This is a genomic window from Halorhabdus sp. SVX81 (assembly GCF_029207715.1).
Lineage (GTDB): Archaea > Halobacteriota > Halobacteria > Halobacteriales > Haloarculaceae > Halorhabdus.
This window is the reverse complement of the sequence record NZ_CP104322.1, coordinates 2,196,498-2,220,857: the sequence shown is the minus strand read 5'-3', so window position 1 is coordinate 2,220,857 and position 24,360 is coordinate 2,196,498. Positions and strand designations below refer to the sequence as shown.

Genomic DNA, 24,360 nt, shown 5'->3' with positions numbered 1-24,360 from the left:
TGTTTCCGTCCACCGAACTGGGCAGCACTCACCCGCCAAAGGACTCACTCGTCGAGAAACCCCTCGACGCCGTCGAGATCGAGGACGTAGTCGGGGCCGAACGCCGCCGCCGGCGTCTGGTAGCCAGTGATGTCGGATCCTGCTTCCACCCGCTCGACGGCCGTCGTCGCCGCCTCAACCGTCAGCGCGTACGTTTCGGGCGTCTCCAGTCGTGAGCGAACGCTCGTCTCGCCGTCGGTCACCTCCCCCCAGAGTCTGACCCGTTCGCGTTCTCTCTCATCCGGGGACGGCCCGCTCACGAGCGCACGCACGAATGCCTGCAACCCGGGTTTGACGAGGGGGACGGCAAGCAGTGGCGTGACGAAATCACTCGCTCGAAGCAGATATTCCGCGAATTCCGGCGCGCTCAGATACACCTCGACGTTCTCGATCCCGGTCGTGTAGTAGGCGGTCGAGACGTCGCCCATCGGCGCGCCGACAGCGTGGGTCGGCCCGCGTCCGAAGTCGATCGATCGCGTTTTCGAACCCGGCGGTTCCGATTGGAGTCGCCCGTTTCGCCGAACCATCCCGCCCGCACCGGCCTGTCCGATCGCCGTCGCCAGCGTCCCGCCGGAGACCGACCCCGGCGCGTCGATCCCGAGTCTGAGGTGGGTCGCCTCCGGCAGTCTGTCGTGGAGGTGGGCCGCCAGGCAGTCCGTCGGGACGACGTCGAAGCCCACGCCCGGGAGCAGACAGACGCCCGCGTCCTCGGCGTCCCGGTCCCGTTCAGCCAGTGCCTCGAAGACCGGGATCTCGCCCGTGATGTCGAGGTAGTCGGTTCCGGTTGCCAGACAGGCTTCGACCATCGGCTTGGCGGTCTCGACGAACGGGCCGGCGCAGTTGAGTACCACGTCGACACCATCGAGATGGCTCCGGGCCTCCCCGACGGCGAACACGCGGGAGTCGACACCGAGCTGGATCGCGAGTCCGCGGGTCTTCGTCCCGTTGCGCCCCGCGAGAATGACGTCGAGCCCGCGGTCGACTGCCTCCTGGGCGATCAGTTCGCCCGTATAGCCATACGCGCCGTAGATGAGTGCCGTCATGGTCCCATATCAGTCTTCACTGACAAAAGTCCGGTCCTGTCGATCACCGCTGGCGATTCGAGGGATACCGACGCTCGGATCGACGAACCCCGGAAGGCTCGCTCTCCTGGTCAGCAGACGGGCTTCGGATTGACGCCCATCGACTCCAGCGATTCGGTGTAGGCGTCGTAGGCCGTCTGGATCGCACCGGAGGCCGCTTCGGCGGCCTGCTCCCAGTCGTCGTCGCTTTCACAGACCGATTCCAGCAGTTCCCCCGCCCGATCGAGTTGCGGGTCGAGGTCGCTGCCCACGTCGCGGAACAGCTGTGCCGTCTGTGGGTCGGCTTCGCCGACGAAGTAGCCGGTGAACTGCTCTTTTGACTTCTCGGCGGCGATCGTGCGGCCGACGAACCCGCCGAGACGCTCGATCGTGCCGTCCAGCTCACGGAGATACGCCTGGATTGCGGGGACGCCCTCGCTTGGCTCGTGGTCGTCGAGTTTCCCGGCGACGCGCTCGTAGTGGTCGCGTTCTTCGGCGGCGGTCTCCGCAAAGGCGTCGGCGACCTCGTCGTTGCCCTCGTTGTCGGCCCACTGCTGGTACGTGACGGCGGCGTGGTGTTCGGCGTCGGCAGCGGCCGAGAGGACGGTTTCCTCGCCCATCTCTCCCGCTGTGTCGGCGTACAGGGCTTTCGAGGACCCGAGTCGCGAGAGGGCGGTGTCGTTGTCGTCGCGGATTTGGTGGCTGAACTGCTCGGCGTTCATGTCCCGTTGCTAGTACGCCCTGGGTTAGAAGCCACCGATGCCTGCAAAACTGGATCGTGGTCGCCGTTTCATTTCCTGTTCTCCCAGGTGAGAGCCGGGCAACCGCACGCCTTTCCGGCTGGCGGTCGAGGACTCTCTCATGGGCGACGCGAGCGGGGACGCCGGCGAGAACCGGCCGAGCGATACGATGCGCGAGCGGGTGCCGGCGAGCAGCCGGAAGTTCTGGCTGTTGCTCGTCGTGGATCGCTCGGCCGTCGCGGCCGGGATCGTGGGCGCGATCTTTCTCGCGCTCGTCGCCATCGGTCAGTTTCATCCCGCCGGCACGCCGGCCCTGTTCACCCAGGGCGATCCACTGGAGACGCTGTTTCAGGGGCTGCTCACCGCGATCATCACCGGCGTCACGCTCGTGCTCACCCTGAGCCAACTCGTCCTCTCACAGGAACAGGGGCCGATCGGCGACCAGCGCGAGCGCATGGAGGGCGCGATGGCGTTCCGTCGCGACGTCGAGGACGTGATCGAGGAACCGGTGAGCCCGGCCCAGCCCTCGGCGTTCCTCCGGTCGTTGGTCGAACTCACGCGACGCCGGGCCGAGGCCGTCGGGGACGCCGTCGCGGCCATCGACGATCCCGCGCTCACCGAACAGGTCGACCCGTTCGTCGACACCGTCGTGGAGAACGCGGATACGGTGGCCCACAACCTCGAAGGGTCACAGTTCGGCGAGTTCGACGTCGTCTTCTCGGCGCTCAACTACAACTACTCCTGGAAGCTCTACGCTGGGCGGCGAATTCGGGCCGAGCACGACGACGTTCTCACCGAGGCTGCCGACGACGCCCTGGCGGAGTTGATCCAGGCGCTCGAACTGTTCGGCCCGGCGCGCGAGCACTTCAAGACGCTGTACTTCCAGTGGGAACTCATCGACCTCTCGCGGGCGATGCTGTACGCCTCGATCCCGGCGCTTCTCACCGCTGTCGTCGGCGTCCTCTACCTCGATCCGACGGTGTTGTCGGGGACGCTGCTGGGCGTCCGAACCGGTGTCCTTGTCGTGAGCGGGGCCGTCGCGGTCTCGCTGCTCCCGTTTGCGCTCCTGCTCGCCTACGTCCTCCGCATCGTGACAGTCACCAAACGAACGCTCTCCATCGGGCCGTTCATCCTGCGAGAAACCGACCGTACCCATGACCTCACGGCTGACACCGAGACGGATCGTGAGTAGTCAGGCTTCGACCTCATGGACATCGATGCCCGCCGTAACACACAAGCCCGCCCGCCGAGACCCATCGGTATGGAACGCATCCCCCTGGGAATCCAGCGGATGGACTCGATCGTCAACGGCGGGGCCCCGCGGGGGACCGTCGTCTTACTTTCGGGCGAATCAGGGGCCGGCGCACGCGAGTTCATGTACACCAGCGCGCTCATCAACGGCCTGGCAGCCGGTGATCCGGAACTTCACGACCTCTATTACGGTGATCTCGCGGCCGACGCGACGCTCCCCGAGGAGATCCACTACGTCTCCTTTAGCGCCGGCGAGTCACAGTTCCGGTGGGAGGTCTCCCAGACGATCGACGACGAGATCGTCGAGGCCGGACTGCAGGCGGTGACGTTTCACGATCTCTCGACGCATTTCTTCCACGAGAGCCCGCTCCCGCGGGACTGGTACGCCGAGCGGACGGCCAGCGTGACCGATCTCCGATCGCGGACCGACCGCGAGGAGCTATTGTCGGCGTTCGGCGATCTCATGTCCGCGCATGCCCCCGACAACCTCGTCGTGATCGACTCGCTGACTGACCTCATCAGCACGACCGGCGAGAATATCACCTGGTCCGACATCAACTACGTGGTCAAGGGCCTCCAGAAGGCGGCCCACTCCTGGGACGGCTTGATCCTCGCCCACGTCAACCACGAGACGATCTCGCCCGAACGCCTCGGCCAGCTCGGTGACGCGGTCAACGGGACGATGCGATTCGAGTGGGAGAGCGGCGGCAGTACCCGTGCCCGGACGCTCGTCATCAAGCAGTTCCGGGGCGTCCTCTCACAGCTCGAAGACGAGGACATCGTCCGCTTCGAAACTGAGATCGACGACGCTGGTTTCGACATCAGCGACGTCCGGAAGATCAGGTAACGCTCCGCATCCGCCAGTATCGATCGCGGGAATCGGTGGCAAACCCTTAACTATCCGCTCGCGGAATCTCCGGTGATGGCGAGCGAGTCCACGGATTCGCCGGACGCCGCCGTTCAGTTGCCGCCTGAGCTTGACGAATGGCTTGCCCAACACGCCGCTGAACTCGATGTCGAGCCGGACGTACTCGTGGCTCGACTTCTTACGACGTATCGGACGACCGCCGAACGCGACAGTGACGGCGATGTCGATGCGGATCTCTCTGTTCTCCTCGACCATGAGCACATCGAGTCGATCGTCCGGGACGTCCTCGACGAGCGCGAGCCACGGGACGGCAGTGGGGAGATCGAGGACGCAACCGAGGCGCTCACTGACCGCATCGAGGAGGTCGATGACCGCTTCCAGGAGAAGCTTGACGATGTCCGCTCGCGGGTGGTCCAGGTCAAACGGGAAGCCGACGCGAAGGCACCCGCGGACCACGACCACGACGCGTTCGACCGTCTCGACGTGATCGAGGAGCGTCTGGATTCGCTCGAAGCCGACTTTGCGGCCCTCTCCGCCGACGTCGACTCGCGTGCCTCCCAGTCGGCGCTCGAGGAACTGGCCGACGACGTCGCGGCCACCGACGAGTCGCTGACAGCCCAGGACGACCGCCTCGATGACGTCGAGGAGAAACTCCAGACCGTCGCCTGGGCGATCAGCGACCTCCGTGAGGCCCAGGCGCGAGACGAAACTGAAACCGTCGATCGGATCAAAGCCGCTGCCGGTCGCCACGACGTGAGTCGGGCTGTCTGTGAGAACTGTGGCGACGGGGTCGAGATCGCGCTGTTGACCCGGGCTGCCTGTCCTCATTGCGAGGCCGCGGTCACGACCGTCGAACCGTCGAGCGGGTTCTTCGGCAAGCCCCGGCTCGTCACTGCCACGCCGATCGAGGGGACTGTCGAGGACGACGCCGACGGCGACGTCGAGGCCCCTGATCGACGGGGTGATTCACCGTGAGCGACGACGATTCTGACCCACGAGACGACGACCCCGACACACGAGACGACGACCCTGCCCAATCGGAGCGAGATGATTTCGGATTTCCGGCGTCGGATCGGGACGATGTCGATGCGGACGATCCGAACGAGCAAGCGGCGGAACCGGCCGCGGAGACGCCAGACGACGCGACCGATCCGTTCGAGCGCCTCGATGGGCCGGATCGCCCCCCGGGCCGTGATCCGTTCGCGGAGATCGACGAGACCGCCCCCGAGCAGACGCCAGACTCCTCGTCGTTCGACGCCCTGGGATTCGAACAGACTGGCGAGGACAGCCACGAATCGGCCCCTGAGTCGACTGCGGACGCGTCCGCCGAGGCGACCCCCGGCGAGTCGGCTGCCGAGGATCCGTTCGATCGACTGGAAAGCCAGCCGCGTCAGGGTGATCCCTTCGAGGGGCTCGGGGAGACGGCGCGTGATCGCGCCACGAGCGCCGAGATCGACGACGACCTCTGGGAGAACCTCTCGCGGTCGGCCGCCGAACCCGAGACGGAAACCCGCGGCGAGCGCCGCTTCGCCGAGGTGGACAAACACAGCTATTGTGAGAACTGCGAGTACTTCTCGGAGCCCCCTGATGTCGCGTGTGCACACGAGGGGACCAACATCGTCGAGTTCGTCGACTACGAGACGGTCCGGGTCGCCGACTGTCCGGTCGTCGTCGAACGGGAGGAACTCGCCGAGATGGACGACGAGCGCTGATCGCAGACGGGCAGGCTTTTGACTCAGAATCCCCTTTTGACACGTATGCAGTTCTGTGAGGAGTGCGGTTCGATGATGCATGCAGACGGCGAGGAGATGGTCTGTCAGAGCTGTGGCTATCGGGAAGCCAAGGATCAGGACCTGGCCGATGATTTCGTCTCGACGCAGGATCAGACCGACGACGACCTGATCGAGACCGAGGAGGACGCCAACTTCGAGGGCAAGCCCACCGCCGACGACGTGGTCTGTGACGAGTGTGGCCACGGGGTTGCCTGGTATACGATCAAACAGACCGGGTCCGCGGACGAACCGCCGACGCGCTTTTTCAAGTGTAAGGAGTGTGGGCACCGCTGGCGGGGATACAGTTGAACCTGGTATTGACAATACTTTGAGAATGAACTGAGCGAAGGATTTTGGCGGAATGGAGCGTGGATTTGTGGATATTTAAAGGTGCGAGAAAGTAGGCCCTCCGCTAATGGTGAGATAATAACAGAGATAGATAGAAGTAGAAATGCAGGTGAATACAGCGACCGCATTTGGGAAAGTATTATTAGCCTCCACTCTATTGTAGTATACATGGGATTCAAAAAGTTCACAAAGAAAGGTGGTAAGGCAAGTGGCAAATCCCGAATGGGACCTCGTATTTCACTTCGGAAGAGCGGTTCTGTTGGGTTCAACCATGCTACTGTTGAGGAGTATTTTGAAGGAAAAGACTACGTCGAATGCTTTCATGATGCAGTAAACCAAAAAGTCGGATTCCATCCAAATGAAGACGAGACCAATGACTCGTACAAAGTAAGAAAGAGTGAAAAAGAGAGTCACGGTGCACAAGTCAATTGTCGTGCGTTCATGAATGAATTTGACTTGGTGCCTGAAAAAACGACACGATACAAAGCAGAATGGGATAGTGACCAAGAACTGATCGTCATAGATCTTACAGACCCTGACCACATATACAATAGCTAAAATCAAAATTTGGCTCGGTATGATTATTGACTCTTCTAACTGGGGGATAGTGTCTACTCGATCTTTCTCTTTCGTATATAGAACTTAATTTTATCCTAGAGTTTTATATCGAGCTGTAACATACGTGGGAATATGAGCCTCGATAAGACGATATGGATCGCTGTGCTGATTTTGGCAGCGGTAATGCTAGTGGTGAAAATGTTTGCAAATAGCGTGAGTAGGCTTTTGATTGAGATAGGCATTCCTTCAGAAGTGGCTACGGACATCAGCTCAATAGTGTTCTTTGGGGGGTTACTACTGCTAATAGTTCTGGGATTGAGGGCATTATCCCGGTTCTCGTGAACATGAATGACCGAACAACTCTAAGGTCTCTCAGATAATCATCGAGCAGAGAGCTAATTTGTGCCAACTAGATCAACCCTGGAGGACTGAAAGGGCGAGTCAGTTCCGGGAACCTCGACGAAGTAAGCACTGCAGAGCCTGAAAGGCTCGAAGCGCGCAGCGAGGCGCGGGACCGGAACTGACGAGGGCTTTCAGAGTGGTGTCGCTCTTTTCAAATTCTCATTAGAACTATCCCTCAAACAACTCTTTCGCCCGCCGATAGATCGGTGCGCCGAGCCAGTCCCGCTCGTCAGCCAATTGTTCCACAGCCGCCAGTGCGTCCTCGCCATCCAGCACGTCCCGTTCGACCAGCGCGCGCAACACGATCGGCGAGATGGCGATCCGTGTCTCTGTCACGGCCTGGAGTTCCGGGAGCGCACGCAGGTCGTCGGTGATGAGGAAGTCGGCGTTGCGTTCCCGGGCGAGGACAACCGCGCTCCCTTCGCCAACATCGATCCGTCCCGACTCGATCGGTTCGTCGACTTCGTGGACGGCAAGGGTTTCCTGCCGGTCGAGCACCGCTTGGGCGGCCCTGCCGTGGCTATCCGCGTAGTCGGCCATCTCTTTCAGTTCCGAAACTACCGTCTCCGTAGTGCGGACATCGAACTCCGCGAGGAGGAGATCCAATCGGTTGATCGACGCGAGTGAGGCCAGCGCGCTCGTGTCCGCGACGGTCATGCCTCGTCGTCGAGCGCGGCGAGATCGGCAGCTACCTCTTCGCCGTCTTCAAGCAGCGACTTCGAGGCCCGGACGGACTCGGCGTCCTGCCGGCCGACGAACGCCTTCAGCACGTCGAAGCCGATTTCGTCGTCCAGATAGAGTTCGACGACCGCCTCGCGGAACCGCTCGTCGTCCTCGACCTCGGCCAGATACTCCCGGAGGGCTTCCTTGACGATCTCCGTCCGGTCAGCGTGGCTAACCTCGGCGGCCACGTCGGCTTTCTCGACCAGTTCGTCCGGCAACCGAAAGTTGACCCGTTTAGTCCCCATGTGTGGGTACATTGTATGTACAGATTCAAATCGGTTTCGCCGGCTTCTTCGTCGGTGCAACTGGAGGCGGATGGATCCCAACTCACGCCAGCACGACACGCTCGGGCGGCACCCGGCGAAGTGCGAGCAGTCCGAACAGCGCCAGCACAACCGCCAGCCCAATCGTCCCGGCGACGGCCATCTCCAGCGATAGCCCCCATTCGAGTAGTCGCTCCGGGAGGGCGTTCAGCCCGATGAAGGCGACGATGCCGCCGAAAAAGACCAGCCGCGGCGTCTCGAAGTACAGCACTGCGGCGACTGCACCGGCCGCGAGGCCGACAGCGAGGATGCCGATGACCGGCGCGTACCCGGCGAGGAGCCACGCCGCGAACCCGGCGTCGATTCCCAGCGCGACGATCGTTCCGTACCCCAACAGGAAGCTGATCGCCGCGATGGCCGTGACCTTCGCCCCGAGGACCTGCCAGGTCGCCCCGGGCATCGTGAACACGCGATCGAACACGTCGGCCTGTTTCTCCCGGATCGTCGCCGTCAGTCCCAGTGTCAACACGAGCAGGTAGGTCACCTCGAAACCGAGGAAGAACAGGTAAAAGCGCCGGAGTTCGAGTGGAAGAGCCGATCGGGTCAACAGCTCCAGCAGGGGCGTCCCCATGAAGAGGAACCCCACCACAACCGCCGAGAGAAGGAGACTCCGGTAGTTGACATTGCGCGCTTCCAGCAGGCAGAGCTGGCGGAAATTCATGTCTCGACCCCCAGCGCGGAGAAATACAGTTCTTCGAGGTCGATCGTTCTGGCCTCCGCCGGCGGGTCGTCGTCGCGGACGACGTACACCTCGCCTGCCGGTTCGGCCTCGATCTCGGGCCGTGGCTCCTCGATCACCCGCACTGGTTTCGACAGCGGCGTCTCGACGACCGTCCGCCCATCGGCGATCACGGCGACGCGGTCACAGAGCGCCTGGACGTGCTGGAGGTCGTGAGAGCTGAACACGACCGTCCGGCCCGCCTCCCGCAGGCTGTCGATCAACTCCCGCATCCGGGCCTGGGTGCCGGGATCGAGGCCGGACATGGGTTCATCGAGCACGAGCAGATCGGGTTCGTGGACCAGCGCCGTCGCGACCGACGCCTTGCGTTGCATCCCCTTCGAGAGATCCCGAAATTCGCGATCGTGGGCGTCGGATTCGAGTCCGACCTCGGCCAGGCAGGTCTCGATTCGTTCGGTCGGGATGTCGTAGGCGTGACAGGCGTGGGCCATCGCGTCGCGAACAGACCATCGCGGCTGAAGTGTCTCGTACTCGAAGACGACGCCGACCCTGTCCAGCACGGCATCGTCGGCGCGGGGATCGTCGCCGAACAGCGATACCGACCCGTCGTCAGTCGGCAGCAGACCGAGCAGACACCGGAAAGTCGTGGTCTTGCCGGCACCGTTGGGACCCACGACGCCGTAGGTCTCTCCCTCGCGGACGGATAGGTCCACGCCGTCGAGAATCCGGGTGCCAGCGATTGTCTTTTCGAGAGTGGTCGCTTCGAGGACGGTTTCGCCGTCCTCGCCCTGTGCATCGCGGTTCTCCGTCGTTGTGGCAGTGTTCGCGTGCATGGTTACTCGGGTTCGTGGGTGGTTTCGGGGAGGTCGAACACCTCCTCGACCCGGGCGTCGAACTCGCGGGCGATCCGCCAGGCCAGTTCAAGCGAGGGGTTGTACTCACCTTTCTCGACGTAGAGGATCGTCTGGCGGGTGACGCCAACGCGATCGGCGAGTTCGGCCTGAGTCAGGCCTGCTTGTTCGCGACGGTCCTTGATCGTCGTCTCGAAATCCATCCTAGCCCTCCAGTCGACGACGGCGAAGTTGGTCGCCAACTTTGTGGACTAGCGAGGACGCGATGGTCGCCGCGGCGGTCCAGACGGCGACGACTTCGGCCTGCTCGGAGAGTGTCCCCAACGGTTCGGGTATCGTCCCCCATGCCGTGACGGCAACCCCGCCGAGGTACAGGGTGAACGCAACAGCAAAGAGCCCGAAGAGTGCGCGCGTCGCCGCCGTCCGGATCAATTGACGCGTCCGCTCGTCGGGCTCCCGTATTCCTGCTTGGCTTGCTAGCCACCCACTCACCGGAAAGAACCCGAGAAACAGCACGATCGCGAACCCGATCAGCGGCCAGGACTCGGTCGAGACGCCGACGTACATCGCCGCCGTGTCGATCAGCATATACGCTGTTCTCCCACCGTGGTAGACCCGCCGTTGTGTCCCCTGGGTGTTAACTCGATCTAACATCATTACGTTAGATTTGTTTAACACTGCTACTTAATTCCTGCGGCTACGCGTCAGCGGCCAAAAATGGTGGACAACGGCTACCGGTCGGGTTCGCTACTCGACGATGACGGTCCCAACCATCCCCACGGCTTCGTGGGGAATACAGACGTACTCGTGCTCGCCGGTCGTCTCGAAAGTGTGGACGTAGGACTGCCCGGACTGGATCGCACCTTCGCCGTTTTCCCACCCCTCACGGGCGGCTTCCTCGCTGTCGAAGTCACCGGAGGCCCAGTACTCGGCATCCGCGGGGATGCCGTCGTCGTAGGCAGTCACCGTGTGCGGTTCGCCGCTCGCGAACTCCCAGGCGACGGTGTCGCCGGCCGAGACGGTCAGCTCTTTGGGATCGAAGGCGGCGGCCGTCATGTCGACGACGTGGTCGGCGTCGTCCGGGACGCCCTCGACGACGTTGGGCCCGCCCTCGAAGGGGGACTCGCTCTCGCTCTCGCCGGCCTCGCTTTCGACGTTGACTGTCGATCCGGCGAGGTCGAGATTCAGAGGCACGTCCTCGCTGGCGTCGACGATGGCGAACTGGGCGTACTGGGCGGCGTTCGCGAAGCCGGCGGCCGCCGCGGGCACGTCACCCCCGCTGTCCAGCGCGTCGACGTAGGCCTCCAGGTGGCCCTCGAAGGTCTCGTAGGCGTTGCGATCGGCCTCCTCGACGAGTTCGTGCACCCGAGCCGCCTCGAAGTGCGCGAAGGTATCCTCGACGATGCCGTGTGCGATATCGCGCTGGGGGCCACCGGCACTCTCGACGATCGCGTAGGCCGAGTCGAGGGCTGCCGTCGTGAACGTCTCGACCGGTGTCGCGACGGAGTCGCCGGCGGCGGCCGCCTGACGGATCGAACCCAGGGATTCCTCGAAGGTTTCGTAGATCTCCTCGTCGGCGTGCTCTACGGCCTCGTGATAGCCACCGGGGTCGCCCTCGAAGTGCTCGAAGGTCGACTGGGCGACCGCCGCGGCGCGGTCGCTCTCGCCGCGCGCGCTCAGGGTCCCGGCGTCGAACCCGCGGGCGGCGACGTAGGCGGCCTCGGCCGCACTCACCGCGGGCGTCTCGGCCGCGGTCGTCGCGAACTCCAGTAGTGTCGCATGGATTCCCTCGACGTGGGTCGCCACGGCGTCGTCGTCGCCGGCCTCGAAGGCGTCGATCAGCCCCGAGAGGTGCTCCTCCTCGAAGGCGTGATAGAGATCCTCGCTCGTCTCCTCGACGGTCTCGTGGAACCCGAGTTCGTCCTCCTCGAAGCGCTCGAACAACCGCTGGGCGATGGCGGCCGCAGCGTCCGCCTCGCCGCGCCGGTAGCGCTCGCGGGCGTCGACCACGCGGGCTCGGAAGAATGCGGCCGCCAGGAGCGGCGCGTCCTCGCCGGCCAGGGCGTCGATTCCGGTGACGAGGTGCTCGTCGACCGTCGCGACGGCCTCCTCGACCCCCGACTCCTCGTCGATCGCAGTCTGGAGCGCTTCCAGGCTCGACTCGAAGGCCTCGTAGGTCTCGGCGTCGGCGGATTCCAGCGCGTCGTGGGCGCGGGCGCCCTCGAAGTGCGCGAAGACGTTCTGGACCATGGTGGCTGCCTGCTCGGTCTCCCCGGCGTCGGCGAGGCGGCCGGCGTCCGCGATCCGGGCGCGGTAGGTCGTCAAGGTCGCGGCGTGGGCGACGCCCGTCGAGGGACCGCCCATGGCGGCCAGCGCGGCGGCGTCCCAGCCCATCGCCTGGAGGATGGCGATGTGACCGGCACCCGCCACGGCCTCGTTGTCCGCCAGCGCGTAACTGCTCTGGATCGCCGCCTGGAAGGCCAGGTCGGCGTTCGTCATCGTCCGGGAGCTGTCACCAGCCTCGGCAGCCGACGCCAGTCCGTCGAGCCCGCCCGTCAGGGAATCGAATGCGTCGCTGTCGGCGTCTTCGAGAGCGTCAGCGAGATCGCTGTCCTCGAACCGTGTCCGGGCGTTGTTCGCGACGGTCGCCGCCGCATCCAGGGCGTCGATCTCCGCGAGGAACATGACGTCCCGGATCGTCGCCGCCAGCGTGTCCAGATCGAACACTGCGGCAGCGTTCTCGCCGACCAGCGTTTGCTGGGCGTCGGCGAGTCGTGCCGTGGCGGTCTCCGCGGCCTCGCCTGCCCGGTCGAGATCACCGTTTCCGAGCCCGTCCGTGTAGAGCGCCCCGAGCGCGGTCTCGAACTCCTCGTAGGCCGCCTCGTCGGTGTGCTCCAGTTGCTCGTGGGCACCGTATTCGCCACCGGCGTTCTCGAAGCGCGCGAAGATGTCTTGTGCCACAGTCCCACCGGGACCGGTCGCCCCGGCCCGGCCGAGTACCAGCGCGTCCCGGACTCGTGCGCGCATCGCCGTCCACTCCGCGGCGACAGCGATCGACTGACTCGCGCCCGTCCCCGTTCCTTCGCTATCGGCCCCAGCGGTCGAATCGCTGGGGGCTGAACAGCCGGCGAGGCTGAGACCGCCCAGTATCGCTACGCCGCTCGAAAGGATATTGCGTCTCGTTGGCATCGTCATTTAGGCTCGCCTAAAGAGTCAAAAGCGTATCGTTCTTTAGGCTAGCCAAAAACCATGTGGGACGGACCTACTATTGATCCGCTGATCCGGTCATTCGCGGCCTCTCGCCGACTCTCTCAGGGAACCAGCAGCCAGGCGATCACGACCGCCACGCCGCCCAGACTCGTCGAGAACAGCGACTGGACGCGCAGGCGATCCAGCAGTTCGTGTGAGGTTTCGGTGATGCCCGCAGCCTGGTCGATCTCGCCGCCCACTTCACAGGACGGCAGGAAGTCCATCGCGACGTGGAGGAACACGCCCGAGGCGAACCCGAAGATGGCCGCGTTGATCGTCGCCGAACTCGGGAGCGAGAGCATGGCCACCGGCAGCGCCGTCAGGCCGACGCCGGCCGAGGGCAACAACAGCGGGAGGGCTGATTCGCCCTCAAGCGTCTGTCGGCGCGCGGCCGCATAGCCCGCTGGCCCCTTGTGCGAGACGATCGCCAGCCCGAGCAGGATCCCGAGCTCGGGCATCTGGCCGTAGATGATGCCGATGATCAATCCCGCCGAAAGCGCGTGAGCGGCCAGTTCCGTGGCTGTCGTGTCCATCGGCAGGTCGAGATGGGAGAGCCGATGCCCGATCGTGTGAGCGTTGTACCCGACGAGGATCCCGGCGGCGATGCCGAATCCGCCGACTTTTCCATGCTGGCCGATAGCCTGCGGGATCAGAAACGCCGCGGCACTCGCGATCATCGCCCCACTGGCCAGCCCGTATCCCCAGACGAGTCCCCGCGGATGGCTCCGCTTCGACATCGCACCGACGGCCGCGCCGCCGGCCATCGCTCCGAACGCAACCCAGGCGATGACGACCAGCTTCTCCAGATTATCCTCGGGCTGTGCTGTTAATACCGCCAGAATCGTCAGTCCGACCAGCGAAAGTGTCGAGACACCCCCCAGCAGAGTCTCCTGGCGAATATTATTAAGAATTTTTCTTGGTTTAATATTCATTACCTGGGCATTCCGTGCCGATCGATATCAACGTGTCGGTGGGGATCGACGCCGATCTGGCCCGTCTGCAGCGGGTGAGGAAATCGGCCCAGTGTCGTCGAGAGGGCCAAAAAATAGTCGGCTTAGTGGTCAAAGCGACGAAAATAGCGCGTTCAGCTCCGAAGACCGACGGCACCGAGGGCCGTAATCCCCAGGATCGCCGCGATCAGACCGAAGCCGGGGCCGCTGGCAGCGGTCCCGTCACCGGTCGTCCGTTCGAAGCTCACTTCGAAGCCCTCGAGGTCGGTTCCGGCGTTCCACTGGAGCGAATTCTCGCGGTCGTCCGGCGTGGGTGTCGCGTCAGCGAGGGTATAGTTCTCCGGCGACTGGAGGGTGACCGGTCGGTCGATGGCGAATCCGCTGGCGAACGGCTCGTCGACGACCAGGCGGTCGTCCTCGACAGCGGCCAGGCCGTCCCAGGTGACCGACAGCGTCACGACGCCGGTGTTGTCAACGACGCCGAGATCTACCGACGCGTCGGCGACGGCCATGTCACGGCCGGTCGCGTTCTCGGCGCTCTCGGCCACGAGTGCCATCCGATTTCGGAACGTCGTCCGGATATCTTCGCGTGCCTGCTCGTCCGATCGGAGTTCCTCGAAGGCCTCTTGCTCGGCGTCACTGCCCAGATCGTACGTCGACTGGATCGTGACCGTCGCCGAGCCGTCGCTTTCGAGGTCGACCACGACTGCGTCCGTCGGCTGCTCACCGCTCGCCGCCCCGGCGGGAGCGACGCTCGCCACGAGCAGCGTGGCTGTCACAACGAGCGCGACGATCCGGGTGCCCTTACGCATGATTCACTCGCTGGATTCGCCACTCGATACAATCCTCCGAAGCCGATGCGGTACCGGGAGTACTCGACATCGTTCAGTAGTCCCCGGATTCGCTCCCGTCCGTTGCCGTTTCGTTGCCGGACGTGTTCGGCTGCCGGTCGTCGGCTCCGTCGTCCGGCAGCTCAGTTTCGTTGTCAGCGGGCCCGCGGTCGCCAGGGCCGCGGTCACCGGGACCGCCGCGCATCTGCTCGGCCATGTCGCTACCGGCGATTCCCCGGGCAATCCGAGAGACTTCACTCCCGGTGAGTTCGCTTGCCTCGGTCTTGAGCGTCTGAATGGCGCTCGCGTTGACGCCGTTGGCTTCGAGGCGGTCGACGGGGAGTCGGTCAGCGGCGGCTTCGGTCCGATTGAGCATCTCCCGGGCGTTCTGTGCCTGTGTGGCCATCTCGGACGCGCGGGCAGCGTATTCGCCGCGGCTCATCGAGCCGTTTTCACGGGCGTCCTGTAGCTGTGCCCGCTCGGTTTCGAGGTTCTGGAGGCGATCGCGGACCGCTTCAAGCTGGTCGGCGACGACCGCGCTCTGGGATGCGTTCGATGCATTCTGTGCGAGCCGGATGCCGAAGGCCCGCACGTCGACGTCGCCCTCGATCTCGGCTTCCTGGGCACTCACGACGGCCGAGAGGCGTTCACCGGGCGCGACGCTCCCGTTCGCCGAGACGTTCGTCCCGTTCGTGTCACGCAGCTCGTTCGAATCACTGTTCGCTTCCGCGCCGTCGGCCGCCGACCCGGCGGCCACGGCCATCGGGACCGCAACCGCAGCCCCGACGACCAACAGCGCGATCGTCACTATCGATGCAGTTCGGTTCATTGCGTTTCTTCGTAGGGCCCACACCAGTATATAAATACGAGTCCGTCACCCCGAATTTCGCTCACTTAACGCCAATCAAGCCGATTTTAATTCCGTTCATGTCTGGCGGTTCTCGTGCACTATCAAATTTCCTCGGCATGAATCGACGAAGGAGTTATATATCTGGTTCGTCCGGGAGGGAAACGACGTTCTCACGGCCGATCCGCAGGACGTCCACGTCGTCGTTCTCGCGGAGTCTCGTCACGACCTGGCTGGTCTTGGCGTCCGTCCACTCGAACGTGGCGGCGATCTCCTGCTGTTTGACGCGGCCGCCCTGTTCCTCGAGGAGCGCCACCACGCGTTCTTCGTCGGTCAGCAGTTCCGGGGGTACCCCGCCGTCGTCTCCTCCGCCGTTGTCGTCATCGCCGCCGCTGTCTCCGCCCGTGGTCGCGTCATCACTGTCTTCGCTGTGCTCGCGGTACCAGTAGGCGGCGACGGCTGTGACGGCGACGAGAACCACAACCAGCCCGAAGCGCCACCAGGGGACGAGTTCGCCGTCGTTACCGTTCCCGGTAGCATCGGTCGTCGCTGGCTGGGTCGTCACGACGAGGCGCGGTTCGTCGGTGTCGAAGTTCAGCGTCCCGTCCCAGGTGACGCTGTCGTCGCTCGTGGCGTCGGCGGCGGGATCCACCGTGTCCAGGTGGTAGCCATCCGGCCAGGAGACGGTCATCGTCGTCTCCTCGTCGAGGAAGAACCCGGCCAGGGCGTCGCCGGCCGCCAGCCGATCACCCTCGACCGCACTGAAGTTCGCCCACGCGAACTGATAGGTGACGATGCCGTACTCCTGGGGCAGTTGTCGTCGCTCCACGTCGACAGTCACGTTCCGGAGCGTCATCTCCCGGCCGGTCGTGTTCTCGGCCGTCCGGACAGTCGGGGCCAGCCGATCGGCGAACCGCGTGGTATACTCGGTCGTGTTCGCCTCGATGTCGTCACGATATACCTCGAAGGCGTCGGTCGTGTTCGCGTCGTCCAGGCGAACCCGATACTCGACTGTCCAGGCCGCGTCGCCGTCCGGCCCCAGTGCGACACCCAGCAGGACCGTGTCCGGGTCGATCTGCTCGGTCGCTTCGATGAATCCGCTGACCTCGGGATCATCAGCCATCGTCCCCGGTGAACGACTGATCCCTTGTTTCTCGACACCGGCCGAATCGGCGACGGCAACGGCACTGGCGTTCGCGACGACGATCGCCCCGCTCGTCAGGACGATCAGTCCCACTACCAGCCCGAGTGTCCGTCTCCGAGTCCGGGTCGTCGCTGCCATTACCTCACGTTCGTCGCTGGCAGGGATAGGTGTTATCGCCGATCGACTCCGTTGCCGACATTTAAGCGGGAGCCACTCGTTGGTTGAGCGCGATGACCACTGCAACGGACGCCGAGGTCACTATCGTCGGCGGGGGCTTTGGCGGGCTTTCGGCGGCCTGTCACCTCGCCGACGCCGGTGTCGACGTGACGATCGTCGAGAAAAACGAGGCCGTCGGGGGCCGTGCCTCCCGACTGGAACGTGACGGGTTCGTCTTCGACATGGGGCCGTCGTGGTATCTCATGCCGGAGGTGTTCGAACGCTTCTTCGAACATTTCGGTCACGAACCCGAGGATTACTACGAACTCGAACGACTGGATCCGCACTATCGGATCTTTTTCAAGGATAGCGAGGCGGGAAGCGCCTCGGAACGGTCGGGCGAACAGGCCCTGCAGGCAGGGAGCGACGTGGTCGATATCAGCGCGAACCGAAACGAGAACCGCAAACTCTTCGAATCCTACGAAGAAGGGGCCGGGGAAGCCTTCGATGCGTATCTCAGGACGAGTCAGCGCCACTACGAGATGTCCATGGAGAACTTCGTCTACGAGTACCGTCCGTCCTGGAAAGACTGGATCGACCCGTCGCTCATGAAGACTGGCACACTCGGACTGAAACTGTTTCAGTCGATGCAAGGCCACGTCGAGGACTATTTCGAGAACGAAAAACTCCAGCAGATCGTCCAGTACACGCTGGTCTTCCTCGGCGGCTCGCCTTCGAACACACCGGCGATCTACAACATGATGAGCCACGCCGACTTCAACCTCGGCGTCTACTATCCCCAGCCCGTCGACGGTGGACCGGGCGGCATTGGAGCCGTCGTCGACGCGATCGTCGATCTCGCCGACGAACTCGGTGTGACGATCGAGACCGACACCGAGGTCACGGAGATCACCCGCCGAAAGGACGGGTTCCTCCTGGAGACGGCCGACGGCGACCAGCGCCGTCCCGACGTGGTCGTCGCCAACGCCGACTACGCCCACGCCGAGCAGGATCTCATGCCGGCCCACGAACGCCAATATGACGCCGACTACTGGGACGACCGAACCTACGCCCCTTCGGCGTTCCTGCTGTACCTCGGCATCGAGGGCGAGGTCCCGGAACTCGAACACCATTCACTCGTGTTCCCGACCGACTGGGGCGAGTACTTCGACGACATCTTCGAGGACCCGGCCTGGCCCGAGGACCCCTCTTACTACCTGTGTGTCCCCTCGAAAACCGACGACGACGTGGCTCCCGAGGGCCACACCAACCTCTTTGCGCTGGTCCCGATCGCCACCGAACTCGACGACCCACAGGAGACGCGGGATCGCTACCGCGACAAAATCATCGCCGACATCGCCGAGAACACCGGCGTTGAACTCGAAGACCGGATCGTCGTCGAGGAACAGTTCTCCATTTCGGAGTTCGCGGACCGCTACAACGCCACGAAGGGCACTGCGATGGGGCTTGCACACACCCTCCGCCAGACGGCGATGCTCCGGCCGCCCATCGAGTCCTCGGCGGTCGAGGATCTGTACTTCACCGGGGGCTACTCGACGCCCGGGGTCGGCGTGCCGATGTGTCTGATCAGCGGCGAACACGCAGCCCAGGCCGTCCTCGAAAACAGTCGATGATGGCGACAGCGTCCGGACGCGCGGGGCGGTCGAGCCTGCTCGATCGGCTGCGGTACCTGCTGGTTCTCTCCCGACCTCGCTTTTGGCTGTATCTGGCCGGCCCGGTCGTGATCGGTGTCGTCTACGCCGCCGGCTCGAGGGGCGACCTCATCACCCCGCTGTCGGTCGCGCTGTTCGCGTACTTCCTCGTGCCCGCGAACGTCTTCCTCTATGGCGTCAACGACGTCTTCGACGCCGACATCGACACCGAGAACCCCAAAAAGGACGAGGGACCCGAAGTCCGCTTTTCGGGCGAGCGGTGGGTCCTTGCCGTCGTGATCGGCTCCGGACTGCTCGCAGTTCCCTTCGCGCTCGTCGTTGGGCCTGCGGGGAAAGTCACGCTCGCGGCGTTTCTCGTCCTCGCTGTCGAGTACAGCGCCCCACCCTTCCGCTTCAAGACGACGCCCGGCCTCGATTCGCTGTCGAACGGCCTGTACGTCCTGCCGGGTGTGTTGGCGTTCACTGCAGTTGCAGGCGAACTCCCACCCACGCCGGCGATCGTCGGGGGGTGGCTCTGGACCATGGCGATGCACACGTTCTCGGCCATCCCCGACATCGAACCCGACCGCCGCGCCGGGATCGCCACGACGGCGACTGTCCTGGGCCAACGTCGGACCTACGCCTACTGTGGGATCGTCTGGGCGCTCGCCGCCGGGGCGTTCGCTCTGATTCACCCGCTGCTCGGCGCGACACTCGCGGTCTACCCCTTGCTGCAGGTCGGCATCGCCGTCTCGGGGGTCGCGGTCGACCGCGCTTACTGGTGGTTCCCGGCGATCAATACTGTCGTCGGGATGGCCCTGACGATGGGATACCTCTGGAGGCTGCTCTATGGGTGAGGATCGCCTGGGGGTGAGCGCCGGTGGCTGAATTCGACCGCCGACGGCTGGAGGCCAGACTCGACCGATACGTCGCCGAGAACCGCTTTGCCATCGCGGTCCTCTTCCCCGCGATCGGAGCCGTCATGCTCGTCGCCAGCGCGGAGGGATGGTTCCCGGGTATCCTGGAGTTCAATCCCTACCTCGTCCTGTTCGGGACGGCCGTGATGCGCCTCCCGCTGATCGCCGGCGTCGCGCCGCTGATCGACCGCCGGGCCGGCCTTGCGATCGTCGGGCTGACGTTTTACACGTACGGGATCGAGTTTCTCGGCGTTCTCACGGGGCTGCCCTACGGCGACTTCGAGTACGTCATCGACCTCGGGCCGATGCTGCTGGATACAGTGCCGGCAGCGCTGCCGATCTTCTTCTTCCCGCTGGTCCTGAACGCCTACCTGCTCTGTCTGCTCCTGCTTGGCGACCGTGCCGCGCTGACACGAATCCGCCTCCCGGCAGTCGTCGCGACCGTCCTCGCGATGGATCTCGTGCTCGATCCGGGGGCCGTGGGCCTGGGCTTCTGGGAGTACGCCCCGCCGCTGACGGGTGACGGTGCCTGGGCGAGTGCAACCGCCATCCACTTCTACGGCGTGCCGCTGTCGAACTATCTCGGCTGGATCCTGAGCGCGAGCGTCGCCGTCCTCGCCTTTGACCTGGGCTTTGAGCGGGCCGGCCTGCTCGAGAGACTCGACCGGACTGGGTTCATGCTCGATGACCTGGTGAGTTTCGTGATCCTCTGGGGTGCGATCAACGCCTGGTTCGGCAACTGGCTGGCGGTCGGCGTTGCCGGACTGTTCGGCGTCGGCTTGCTCGCCACCGACCGCTTCGATTTTTCCGTCCGGGAGACGGTGCCGCTTGTCGGCTCACGGTAGTACCGATCAGATTGCCCGTCAGGCTGCCAGTCGATTCGCGTCAGTCAGCAGTTTCAACAGGAGACCGACCGTTCCCGTCACTACCATCGCGGTTCCAGTCAGGAACGCGGCGAGGTCGATCATATTGATGACGTGCCAGGTGAGCCCCCACAGATGCGGCCAGCGATTCGGATGCATGAAACCCACGCCATGCTGGAGGACGATCGCGCCGATGAGTTGGAGAACTAGCAACCGACGGACCGTCGGTTGGGTAACGTATGCGACCGCGAACGAGAAATCTACCGGAGACTCACGGACGGCGTCATAGGGATCGTTCATGTCTCGATTCCGGATCGGCCTACTGTAAATGCAATGATCTGTATCGGAACGGGACAGAACTACCACCTTCGCCAGACCTTTTCAGGCTGCCTTCTCAGACTACAGCATGACACGAACTGAACTCGCCACGGCGAGCGACAAACTCGAATCAGCGGTTGACAGTGCCGGGGACAACACGGACCGACTCGCGGACCTTGCGGGCCAACTCGACCAGCTGGCCGACGCCGAGCGCGGCCCGGATCACGGCCGCATGGCACGCATCCAGACCGCGCTCGACGAGATTCAGCAGGATGTCGATGACGAGACGGCCGCGACTATCGAGGACGCACGCACGGAAATCAGCAACTATCGGGCGACCGTCGACGGCGTCTAAGGCCCACGGAACGCTCTCATAGTCCCCAACGCCGTCTACGACGAGTTGCTTCCGTTCTCGACCCGATCTTCGACGTTCCACTCGCAGTCGCTATGCTCGCTCAACTGCTCGTAAAACCGACGGAGCCCCTCGGCTTCCGTCTCCGGCAGGACGTGTAGCCGGACCGCTCCGTTCCGGATTGACACCCGGAAGACGTCCCCCGTTTCCTCGTCGCGGACCAGATACACGACCATCGGGAGCTCCAGAAAATCGCCGTGGCGATACGGCCCGGTATCGAGAACCCGGTCGACCACCGCCTGTAGCTCCGGCATCGAGCCGCCGAGTGGCTCGATACGAAACGTCGTCCCGCCCTCGTAGGATAGCCTGCCCGCGCGGTCGTACTCCCGGCTGGGCCGCGCCGCGATCGCAAACGAGGGATCGTCGGGCATAGGCGATGTTGGTCGCCCCCTGATTTGAAGGTACGGCCCGGATCAGTCGGCGATCTCCCATTGCCGCGCACATGCGAACTCCCTCTCGGATCTTGGCTTCGGAAAATTGCCCCGGCGGCGATCACTCGGCCGCGGTCCGAACGGTGAATCGAAGCGTCAGCGGTCCGTCTCGCCGCCGTCGGGCGTCGCTTCGACGTCGCTTACGGACTCTCCTTCGTCGGCTTCCGGCCCGGAATCGTCGTCGCCGTCGAGAGCGTCACCTTCGTCTTCGTCGTCGGTTTCATCGCGTTCCTGCTCTTCATCGTCGGCCTCGTTCTCGGCGTCTTTCGTCTCGCCCTCCTCACTGTCCCGTTTTTCCTCGTCGGCTTCGGGTTCGTCGCTCTCCCCGGGCTCATCGAGGCCGAGGTCGGCGTCGTGCTCCTCATCGCCGACTTCCGTCCAGTTGTCCGCTTGGACTGCTGTGTCTGTATCTCCGTCCTCGACAGTGCCGAACTCGAAACCAACGTCGTCGCCTCCGTCGTTGCCTGACTCGTCGGCGTCGAGCTCGAAGCGATCGATGGCGTCCCGGAGCTCGGTGGATTGCTCGGTCAGCGACTGGATCCGGCCAGTGACTTCCGTGATCGAGGCCGTCTGCTCCTCGGCGGCCGCCGAGACGTTCTCGGCCTGGCTCGCGGTTTCCTCGCTGATCGAACCGACCTCGTCCATCATGGCGACGACCTCCTCGGTCGAGGCGGCCTGATCGTCGGTCGCGTCGTTGATCGACTGGATGCCGGTGTTGGCTTCCTCGACCTGCTCGACGAGTTCCTCTAAGAGCTGGACGGCGTCCTCGACCGTCCCGATGCCGTCGGTGACGCTCTCGCCCATGTCGTGCATGTCCTCGGCGACGTGGTCGGTCGCCGACTGGACCTCTTCGATGCGCTGTTCGATGTCCTGGGTCGCGTCGCTGGTCTCGGCGGCGAGGCTCTTGATCTCGTCGGCGACGACCGCGAACCCTTCACCGGCTTCGCCCGCGCGAGCGGCCTCGATCGAGGCGTTCAACGCGAGCATGTTCGTCTGATCGGCGATCTCGTCGATGAGTTCGACGATCTCCTCGATTTCGGTCATCGCCGATTCGAGACTCTCGACCTCCTCGATCGTGGCTTCGGCCTGGCTCTCGACCGCGTTCATCTCCGCGATCGCGTCCGAACCGTACTCGCGGCCGGTTTCGCCGAGTTCGGCAGCCTGCTGGGACTTTTCGGCGACTTCGTCGGCCGAAGAGGCCACCTCTTCGATCGCGGCTGAGAGATCCGTCAACTCGTCGGAGGCGCGCTGGACGTTCTCGTTTTGCCGGTCGGAACCACTGGCGATCTCCTGGACCGAGGAACTCACGTCCTCGCTCACCCGCTTGACTTCGCGGGCGCTGGATGCGATCTCCCCTGCGGAGTCGTCGACCTCCGCGGCGAAGGTCCGAACCTGGGAAAGCGCGTCCTCTAGTTCGTCGAGCATCTCGTTTGCCGCGACCGCGATGTCGGCCATCGCCTCGTTGTCGGCCGTCTCGTCGAGGCGCTGGGTCAGATCACCGTCGGCCGCCTCGGCCATGATGTCGCTGAACTCGTTGGCCTTGGCCTGGAGTGACTCGGCCAGTTCGTTGGCCTCCTGTTCGGACACCTGTGCCTGCTTTCTGGCGGCTTCGATCTCTTCGATGGATTCCTGGAGGTCGGCTCGCATCGTGTCGAGAGATTCGCCGAGGTCGCCCGGGACATCCTCGTCGAGTGCCGGATCCTCGAAGTCCTGACGGGCCAGCGCCTCGGACTGCTCCGCGACGGTGCCGAGATACGACCGCGTCTCCCGGAACGCATCCCGCACTTGCCCGATTTCGTCGATTCGGCCGTCATCTGCGATCTCGACATCGAGGTTGCCGGCGGCAATCTCGTTTGCACCCTCGCTAACGGATCTGATCGACGGGATGATGTCCTGGCGGACGAACAGCGTCAACGCCAGCAACCCGGCCAGCGTCGAGCCGATCACGATGATCAACTGGTTGGTGATCGAGTCCCGGAGGGCAAACGCCGTCGACTTCGGCGCGTGTTCGAGGACGATCCAGTCGGTCCCGTTGACCGGCGCGTATCCGACCAGTTCGTCAGCGCGCTCTGTCACGCCAACACTCCCGTTTTCGGCTGCCTGAATCATCGCCGCCGTTTCGTTGCCCCCGCCATATGACGTCAGCGTCACGTTGTGATCCTCGTCGAACAGAATCGTCCCATCCTCGTGGATGACGGTCGTGGAGCCGTTCTTGATCGACGCGGTGAGAGCGCTCGCACGACTGTGAACGTCATAGACCAGGATCATGCCGGTGGTAGCCTCCGGCGTTCGACTGATGTAGGCGAGTCTCGTCTCCCCGTCGACGGTATAAAACGTTCGAGCGCCCCCACTCGCGTCCGCGTTCGCTGGGGAGATCCCACCCCGTTCCCACGACAGATTTCGGACGGAGAGGGATTCGCCCTGGAGGCCGTTGACCGTCGATCTGATTATCTCCGCGTTTTCGATATCGACGTAATGGATCGCCGTGAGTAGGTCGCGTGACATCACCTCGCTGGTGATGGTGTCCTCGATCCCATCGGCGTTGAACTGCGAGGTCATGTAATGGTTGGCGATCATCTCCGCGGTGTCGCCCTGTCTCTCGTCCCACTGGTGCATCGAATCGGCGTTCTGGGTGGCCGATGTCTCGAGTTGCTGGGTCCGCATGTCCGTCAGCTGTGCCCCGACCGAGGACTGTGCGAACAGTCCAACGACCAACACGAGTGCCGTCACGACCACGACAACGAGTAGAAACTTGCGTACGTACCGCTTTCTGATCTGGTCCGGTAGTAGCCCCTCGACCTGATTACTAATCCCTGACGACTTACTCATTATTCGTCACTGCTTTCCCCGTTTCCCGAGGGTTCGCCTAAGTGTTGCCCCGTCAGTATCAAATAAAAAATACAGTGTTATTGGTGTCAGTATTTTTCTAAGGGCGTTGCTCACCCGGGTGTGTGACCTGCCCTCATTTGACACGAT

At 63.9% G+C, this 24,360-nt stretch carries 27 protein-coding genes; 11 read left to right on the top strand and 16 right to left on the bottom strand.

The features are described 5' to 3' along the window. Positions 1 to 44: 44 nt before the first annotated feature. Positions 45 to 1,082, bottom strand: a complete 1,038-nt coding sequence (locus SVXhr_RS11075) for a saccharopine dehydrogenase NADP-binding domain-containing protein (RefSeq protein ID WP_275737255.1) — start codon at positions 1,080 to 1,082, stop codon at positions 45 to 47. 110 nt (positions 1,083 to 1,192) lie between these two features. After that, positions 1,193 to 1,822: a ferritin family protein gene (locus SVXhr_RS11070; protein ID WP_275737254.1), complete on the bottom strand. Its 630-nt coding sequence runs from the start codon at positions 1,820 to 1,822 to the stop codon at positions 1,193 to 1,195. A gap of 139 nt (positions 1,823 to 1,961) precedes the next feature. On the opposite strand from SVXhr_RS11070, the gene SVXhr_RS11065 reads away from it, so the two are divergent. From SVXhr_RS11065 to SVXhr_RS11035, 7 genes are all read left to right on the top strand, one after another. Next, complete coding sequence (locus tag SVXhr_RS11065; RefSeq protein WP_275737253.1) at positions 1,962 to 3,032, top strand: hypothetical protein; 1,071 nt, start codon at positions 1,962 to 1,964, stop codon at positions 3,030 to 3,032. A gap of 69 nt (positions 3,033 to 3,101) precedes the next feature. Continuing rightward, positions 3,102 to 3,938 (top strand): HTR-like protein, encoded by an 837-nt coding sequence (locus SVXhr_RS11060; RefSeq protein WP_275737252.1) that lies wholly within the window; start codon positions 3,102 to 3,104, stop codon positions 3,936 to 3,938. A 75-nt stretch (positions 3,939 to 4,013) separates the two neighbouring features. Continuing rightward, a complete protein-coding gene (locus SVXhr_RS11055; protein WP_275737251.1) occupies positions 4,014 to 4,934 on the top strand; it encodes a hypothetical protein in 921 nt (306 codons plus the stop codon). Then, positions 4,931 to 5,671: a hypothetical protein gene (locus SVXhr_RS11050; RefSeq protein ID WP_275737250.1), complete on the top strand. Its 741-nt coding sequence runs from the start codon at positions 4,931 to 4,933 to the stop codon at positions 5,669 to 5,671. The genes SVXhr_RS11055 and SVXhr_RS11050 overlap by 4 nt, the downstream gene beginning before the upstream one ends. 45 nt (positions 5,672 to 5,716) lie before the next feature. Then, positions 5,717 to 6,040, top strand: a complete 324-nt coding sequence (locus SVXhr_RS11045; protein WP_015790098.1) for a transcription factor S — start codon at positions 5,717 to 5,719, stop codon at positions 6,038 to 6,040. A gap of 207 nt (positions 6,041 to 6,247) precedes the next feature. Further along, a complete protein-coding gene (locus tag SVXhr_RS11040) occupies positions 6,248 to 6,637 on the top strand; it encodes a hypothetical protein (protein WP_275737249.1) in 390 nt (129 codons plus the stop codon). A 132-nt stretch (positions 6,638 to 6,769) separates the two neighbouring features. Beyond that, positions 6,770 to 6,979 (top strand): hypothetical protein, encoded by a 210-nt coding sequence (locus SVXhr_RS11035; RefSeq protein ID WP_275737248.1) that lies wholly within the window; start codon positions 6,770 to 6,772, stop codon positions 6,977 to 6,979. A 228-nt stretch (positions 6,980 to 7,207) separates the two neighbouring features. On the opposite strand, the gene SVXhr_RS11030 is transcribed toward SVXhr_RS11035, so the two are convergent. The 11 genes from SVXhr_RS11030 to SVXhr_RS10980 form a co-directional block, all read right to left on the bottom strand. Next, positions 7,208 to 7,696, bottom strand: a complete 489-nt coding sequence (locus SVXhr_RS11030; protein WP_275737247.1) for a hypothetical protein — start codon at positions 7,694 to 7,696, stop codon at positions 7,208 to 7,210. Next, positions 7,693 to 8,007 (bottom strand): ribbon-helix-helix domain-containing protein, encoded by a 315-nt coding sequence (locus SVXhr_RS11025; RefSeq protein WP_275737246.1) that lies wholly within the window; start codon positions 8,005 to 8,007, stop codon positions 7,693 to 7,695. Before SVXhr_RS11025 ends, SVXhr_RS11030 begins: the two co-directional genes overlap by 4 nt. Positions 8,008 to 8,089: 82 nt before the next feature. Beyond that, entirely contained in the window at positions 8,090 to 8,746 is a 657-nt protein-coding gene (locus tag SVXhr_RS11020) for a hypothetical protein (RefSeq protein ID WP_275737245.1), read from the bottom strand. Further along, positions 8,743 to 9,597: an ABC transporter ATP-binding protein gene (locus SVXhr_RS11015; protein ID WP_275737244.1), complete on the bottom strand. Its 855-nt coding sequence runs from the start codon at positions 9,595 to 9,597 to the stop codon at positions 8,743 to 8,745. Before SVXhr_RS11015 ends, SVXhr_RS11020 begins: the two co-directional genes overlap by 4 nt. Before the next feature lie 2 nt (positions 9,598 to 9,599). Continuing rightward, positions 9,600 to 9,818 (bottom strand): helix-turn-helix transcriptional regulator, encoded by a 219-nt coding sequence (locus SVXhr_RS11010; protein ID WP_275737243.1) that lies wholly within the window; start codon positions 9,816 to 9,818, stop codon positions 9,600 to 9,602. A 1-nt stretch (position 9,819) separates the two neighbouring features. Then, positions 9,820 to 10,203 carry a hypothetical protein gene (locus tag SVXhr_RS11005; protein ID WP_275737242.1) on the bottom strand — a complete coding sequence of 128 codons (384 nt, stop codon included), beginning with the start codon at positions 10,201 to 10,203 and terminating at the stop codon, positions 9,820 to 9,822. Between the two features lie 159 nt (positions 10,204 to 10,362). After that, positions 10,363 to 12,804: a DUF5059 domain-containing protein gene (locus tag SVXhr_RS11000; RefSeq protein ID WP_275737241.1), complete on the bottom strand. Its 2,442-nt coding sequence runs from the start codon at positions 12,802 to 12,804 to the stop codon at positions 10,363 to 10,365. Between the two features lie 122 nt (positions 12,805 to 12,926). Continuing rightward, a complete protein-coding gene (locus SVXhr_RS10995) occupies positions 12,927 to 13,796 on the bottom strand; it encodes a ZIP family metal transporter (protein WP_275737240.1) in 870 nt (289 codons plus the stop codon). Positions 13,797 to 13,948: 152 nt separating this feature from the next. Next, a complete protein-coding gene (locus tag SVXhr_RS10990; protein WP_275737239.1) occupies positions 13,949 to 14,626 on the bottom strand; it encodes a hypothetical protein in 678 nt (225 codons plus the stop codon). A 73-nt stretch (positions 14,627 to 14,699) separates the two neighbouring features. Beyond that, complete coding sequence (locus SVXhr_RS10985) at positions 14,700 to 15,473, bottom strand: hypothetical protein (protein ID WP_275737238.1); 774 nt, start codon at positions 15,471 to 15,473, stop codon at positions 14,700 to 14,702. A 154-nt stretch (positions 15,474 to 15,627) separates the two neighbouring features. Then, on the bottom strand, positions 15,628 to 16,773 hold the full coding sequence (locus SVXhr_RS10980) for a hypothetical protein (RefSeq protein ID WP_275737237.1): 1,146 nt from the start codon (positions 16,771 to 16,773) through the stop codon (positions 15,628 to 15,630). Between the two features lie 92 nt (positions 16,774 to 16,865). Between SVXhr_RS10980 and crtI the strand changes: the two genes are divergently transcribed. The 3 genes from crtI to cruF are packed head-to-tail and all read left to right on the top strand — an operon-like array spanning position 16,866 to position 20,205. Further along, positions 16,866 to 18,425: a phytoene desaturase family protein gene (gene crtI, locus SVXhr_RS10975; RefSeq protein WP_275737236.1), complete on the top strand. Its 1,560-nt coding sequence runs from the start codon at positions 16,866 to 16,868 to the stop codon at positions 18,423 to 18,425. Beyond that, positions 18,422 to 19,300 (top strand): prenyltransferase, encoded by an 879-nt coding sequence (locus SVXhr_RS10970; protein WP_275737235.1) that lies wholly within the window; start codon positions 18,422 to 18,424, stop codon positions 19,298 to 19,300. The genes crtI and SVXhr_RS10970 overlap by 4 nt, the downstream gene beginning before the upstream one ends. A gap of 23 nt (positions 19,301 to 19,323) precedes the next feature. Then, a complete protein-coding gene (gene cruF, locus SVXhr_RS10965) occupies positions 19,324 to 20,205 on the top strand; it encodes a bisanhydrobacterioruberin hydratase (RefSeq protein WP_275737234.1) in 882 nt (293 codons plus the stop codon). A gap of 18 nt (positions 20,206 to 20,223) precedes the next feature. On the opposite strand, the gene SVXhr_RS10960 is transcribed toward cruF, so the two are convergent. Next, on the bottom strand, positions 20,224 to 20,523 hold the full coding sequence (locus SVXhr_RS10960; protein WP_275737233.1) for a hypothetical protein: 300 nt from the start codon (positions 20,521 to 20,523) through the stop codon (positions 20,224 to 20,226). Positions 20,524 to 20,629: 106 nt separating this feature from the next. Between SVXhr_RS10960 and SVXhr_RS10955 the strand changes: the two genes are divergently transcribed. Continuing rightward, positions 20,630 to 20,896: a hypothetical protein gene (locus SVXhr_RS10955; RefSeq protein WP_275737232.1), complete on the top strand. Its 267-nt coding sequence runs from the start codon at positions 20,630 to 20,632 to the stop codon at positions 20,894 to 20,896. Between the two features lie 35 nt (positions 20,897 to 20,931). On the opposite strand, the gene SVXhr_RS10950 is transcribed toward SVXhr_RS10955, so the two are convergent. Together SVXhr_RS10950 and SVXhr_RS10945 are read right to left on the bottom strand one after the other, a co-directional pair. Further along, a complete protein-coding gene (locus SVXhr_RS10950) occupies positions 20,932 to 21,324 on the bottom strand; it encodes a hypothetical protein (RefSeq protein WP_275737231.1) in 393 nt (130 codons plus the stop codon). A 156-nt stretch (positions 21,325 to 21,480) separates the two neighbouring features. Further along, positions 21,481 to 24,213 carry a methyl-accepting chemotaxis protein gene (locus tag SVXhr_RS10945; RefSeq protein WP_275737230.1) on the bottom strand — a complete coding sequence of 911 codons (2,733 nt, stop codon included), beginning with the start codon at positions 24,211 to 24,213 and terminating at the stop codon, positions 21,481 to 21,483. Positions 24,214 to 24,360 lie beyond the last annotated feature (147 nt).

Excerpts from the sequence above, each read along its gene's own strand:
- SVXhr_RS11075 (WP_275737255.1), bottom strand. The coding sequence starts at position 1,082 with ATGACGGCACTCATCTACGGCGCGTATGGCTATACGGGCGAACTGATC.
- SVXhr_RS11070 (WP_275737254.1), bottom strand. The coding sequence starts at position 1,822 with ATGAACGCCGAGCAGTTCAGCCACCAAATCCGCGACGACAACGACACC.
- SVXhr_RS11065 (WP_275737253.1), top strand. The coding sequence starts at position 1,962 with ATGGGCGACGCGAGCGGGGACGCCGGCGAGAACCGGCCGAGCGATACG.
- SVXhr_RS11060 (WP_275737252.1), top strand. The coding sequence starts at position 3,102 with ATGGAACGCATCCCCCTGGGAATCCAGCGGATGGACTCGATCGTCAAC.
- SVXhr_RS11055 (WP_275737251.1), top strand. The coding sequence starts at position 4,014 with ATGGCGAGCGAGTCCACGGATTCGCCGGACGCCGCCGTTCAGTTGCCG.
- SVXhr_RS11045 (WP_015790098.1), top strand. The coding sequence starts at position 5,717 with ATGCAGTTCTGTGAGGAGTGCGGTTCGATGATGCATGCAGACGGCGAG.
- SVXhr_RS11040 (WP_275737249.1), top strand. The coding sequence starts at position 6,248 with ATGGGATTCAAAAAGTTCACAAAGAAAGGTGGTAAGGCAAGTGGCAAA.
- SVXhr_RS11035 (WP_275737248.1), top strand. The coding sequence starts at position 6,770 with ATGAGCCTCGATAAGACGATATGGATCGCTGTGCTGATTTTGGCAGCG.
- SVXhr_RS11030 (WP_275737247.1), bottom strand. The coding sequence starts at position 7,696 with ATGACCGTCGCGGACACGAGCGCGCTGGCCTCACTCGCGTCGATCAAC.
- SVXhr_RS11025 (WP_275737246.1), bottom strand. The coding sequence starts at position 8,007 with ATGGGGACTAAACGGGTCAACTTTCGGTTGCCGGACGAACTGGTCGAG.
- SVXhr_RS11020 (WP_275737245.1), bottom strand. The coding sequence starts at position 8,746 with ATGAATTTCCGCCAGCTCTGCCTGCTGGAAGCGCGCAATGTCAACTAC.
- SVXhr_RS11015 (WP_275737244.1), bottom strand. The coding sequence starts at position 9,597 with ATGCACGCGAACACTGCCACAACGACGGAGAACCGCGATGCACAGGGC.
- SVXhr_RS11010 (WP_275737243.1), bottom strand. The coding sequence starts at position 9,818 with ATGGATTTCGAGACGACGATCAAGGACCGTCGCGAACAAGCAGGCCTG.
- SVXhr_RS11005 (WP_275737242.1), bottom strand. The coding sequence starts at position 10,203 with ATGCTGATCGACACGGCGGCGATGTACGTCGGCGTCTCGACCGAGTCC.
- SVXhr_RS11000 (WP_275737241.1), bottom strand. The coding sequence starts at position 12,804 with ATGCCAACGAGACGCAATATCCTTTCGAGCGGCGTAGCGATACTGGGC.
- SVXhr_RS10995 (WP_275737240.1), bottom strand. The coding sequence starts at position 13,796 with ATGAATATTAAACCAAGAAAAATTCTTAATAATATTCGCCAGGAGACT.
- SVXhr_RS10990 (WP_275737239.1), bottom strand. The coding sequence starts at position 14,626 with ATGCGTAAGGGCACCCGGATCGTCGCGCTCGTTGTGACAGCCACGCTG.
- SVXhr_RS10985 (WP_275737238.1), bottom strand. The coding sequence starts at position 15,473 with ATGAACCGAACTGCATCGATAGTGACGATCGCGCTGTTGGTCGTCGGG.
- SVXhr_RS10980 (WP_275737237.1), bottom strand. The coding sequence starts at position 16,773 with ATGGCAGCGACGACCCGGACTCGGAGACGGACACTCGGGCTGGTAGTG.
- crtI (WP_275737236.1), top strand. The coding sequence starts at position 16,866 with ATGACCACTGCAACGGACGCCGAGGTCACTATCGTCGGCGGGGGCTTT.
- SVXhr_RS10970 (WP_275737235.1), top strand. The coding sequence starts at position 18,422 with ATGATGGCGACAGCGTCCGGACGCGCGGGGCGGTCGAGCCTGCTCGAT.
- SVXhr_RS10960 (WP_275737233.1), bottom strand. The coding sequence starts at position 20,523 with ATGAACGATCCCTATGACGCCGTCCGTGAGTCTCCGGTAGATTTCTCG.
- SVXhr_RS10955 (WP_275737232.1), top strand. The coding sequence starts at position 20,630 with ATGACACGAACTGAACTCGCCACGGCGAGCGACAAACTCGAATCAGCG.
- SVXhr_RS10950 (WP_275737231.1), bottom strand. The coding sequence starts at position 21,324 with ATGCCCGACGATCCCTCGTTTGCGATCGCGGCGCGGCCCAGCCGGGAG.
- SVXhr_RS10945 (WP_275737230.1), bottom strand. The coding sequence starts at position 24,213 with ATGAGTAAGTCGTCAGGGATTAGTAATCAGGTCGAGGGGCTACTACCG.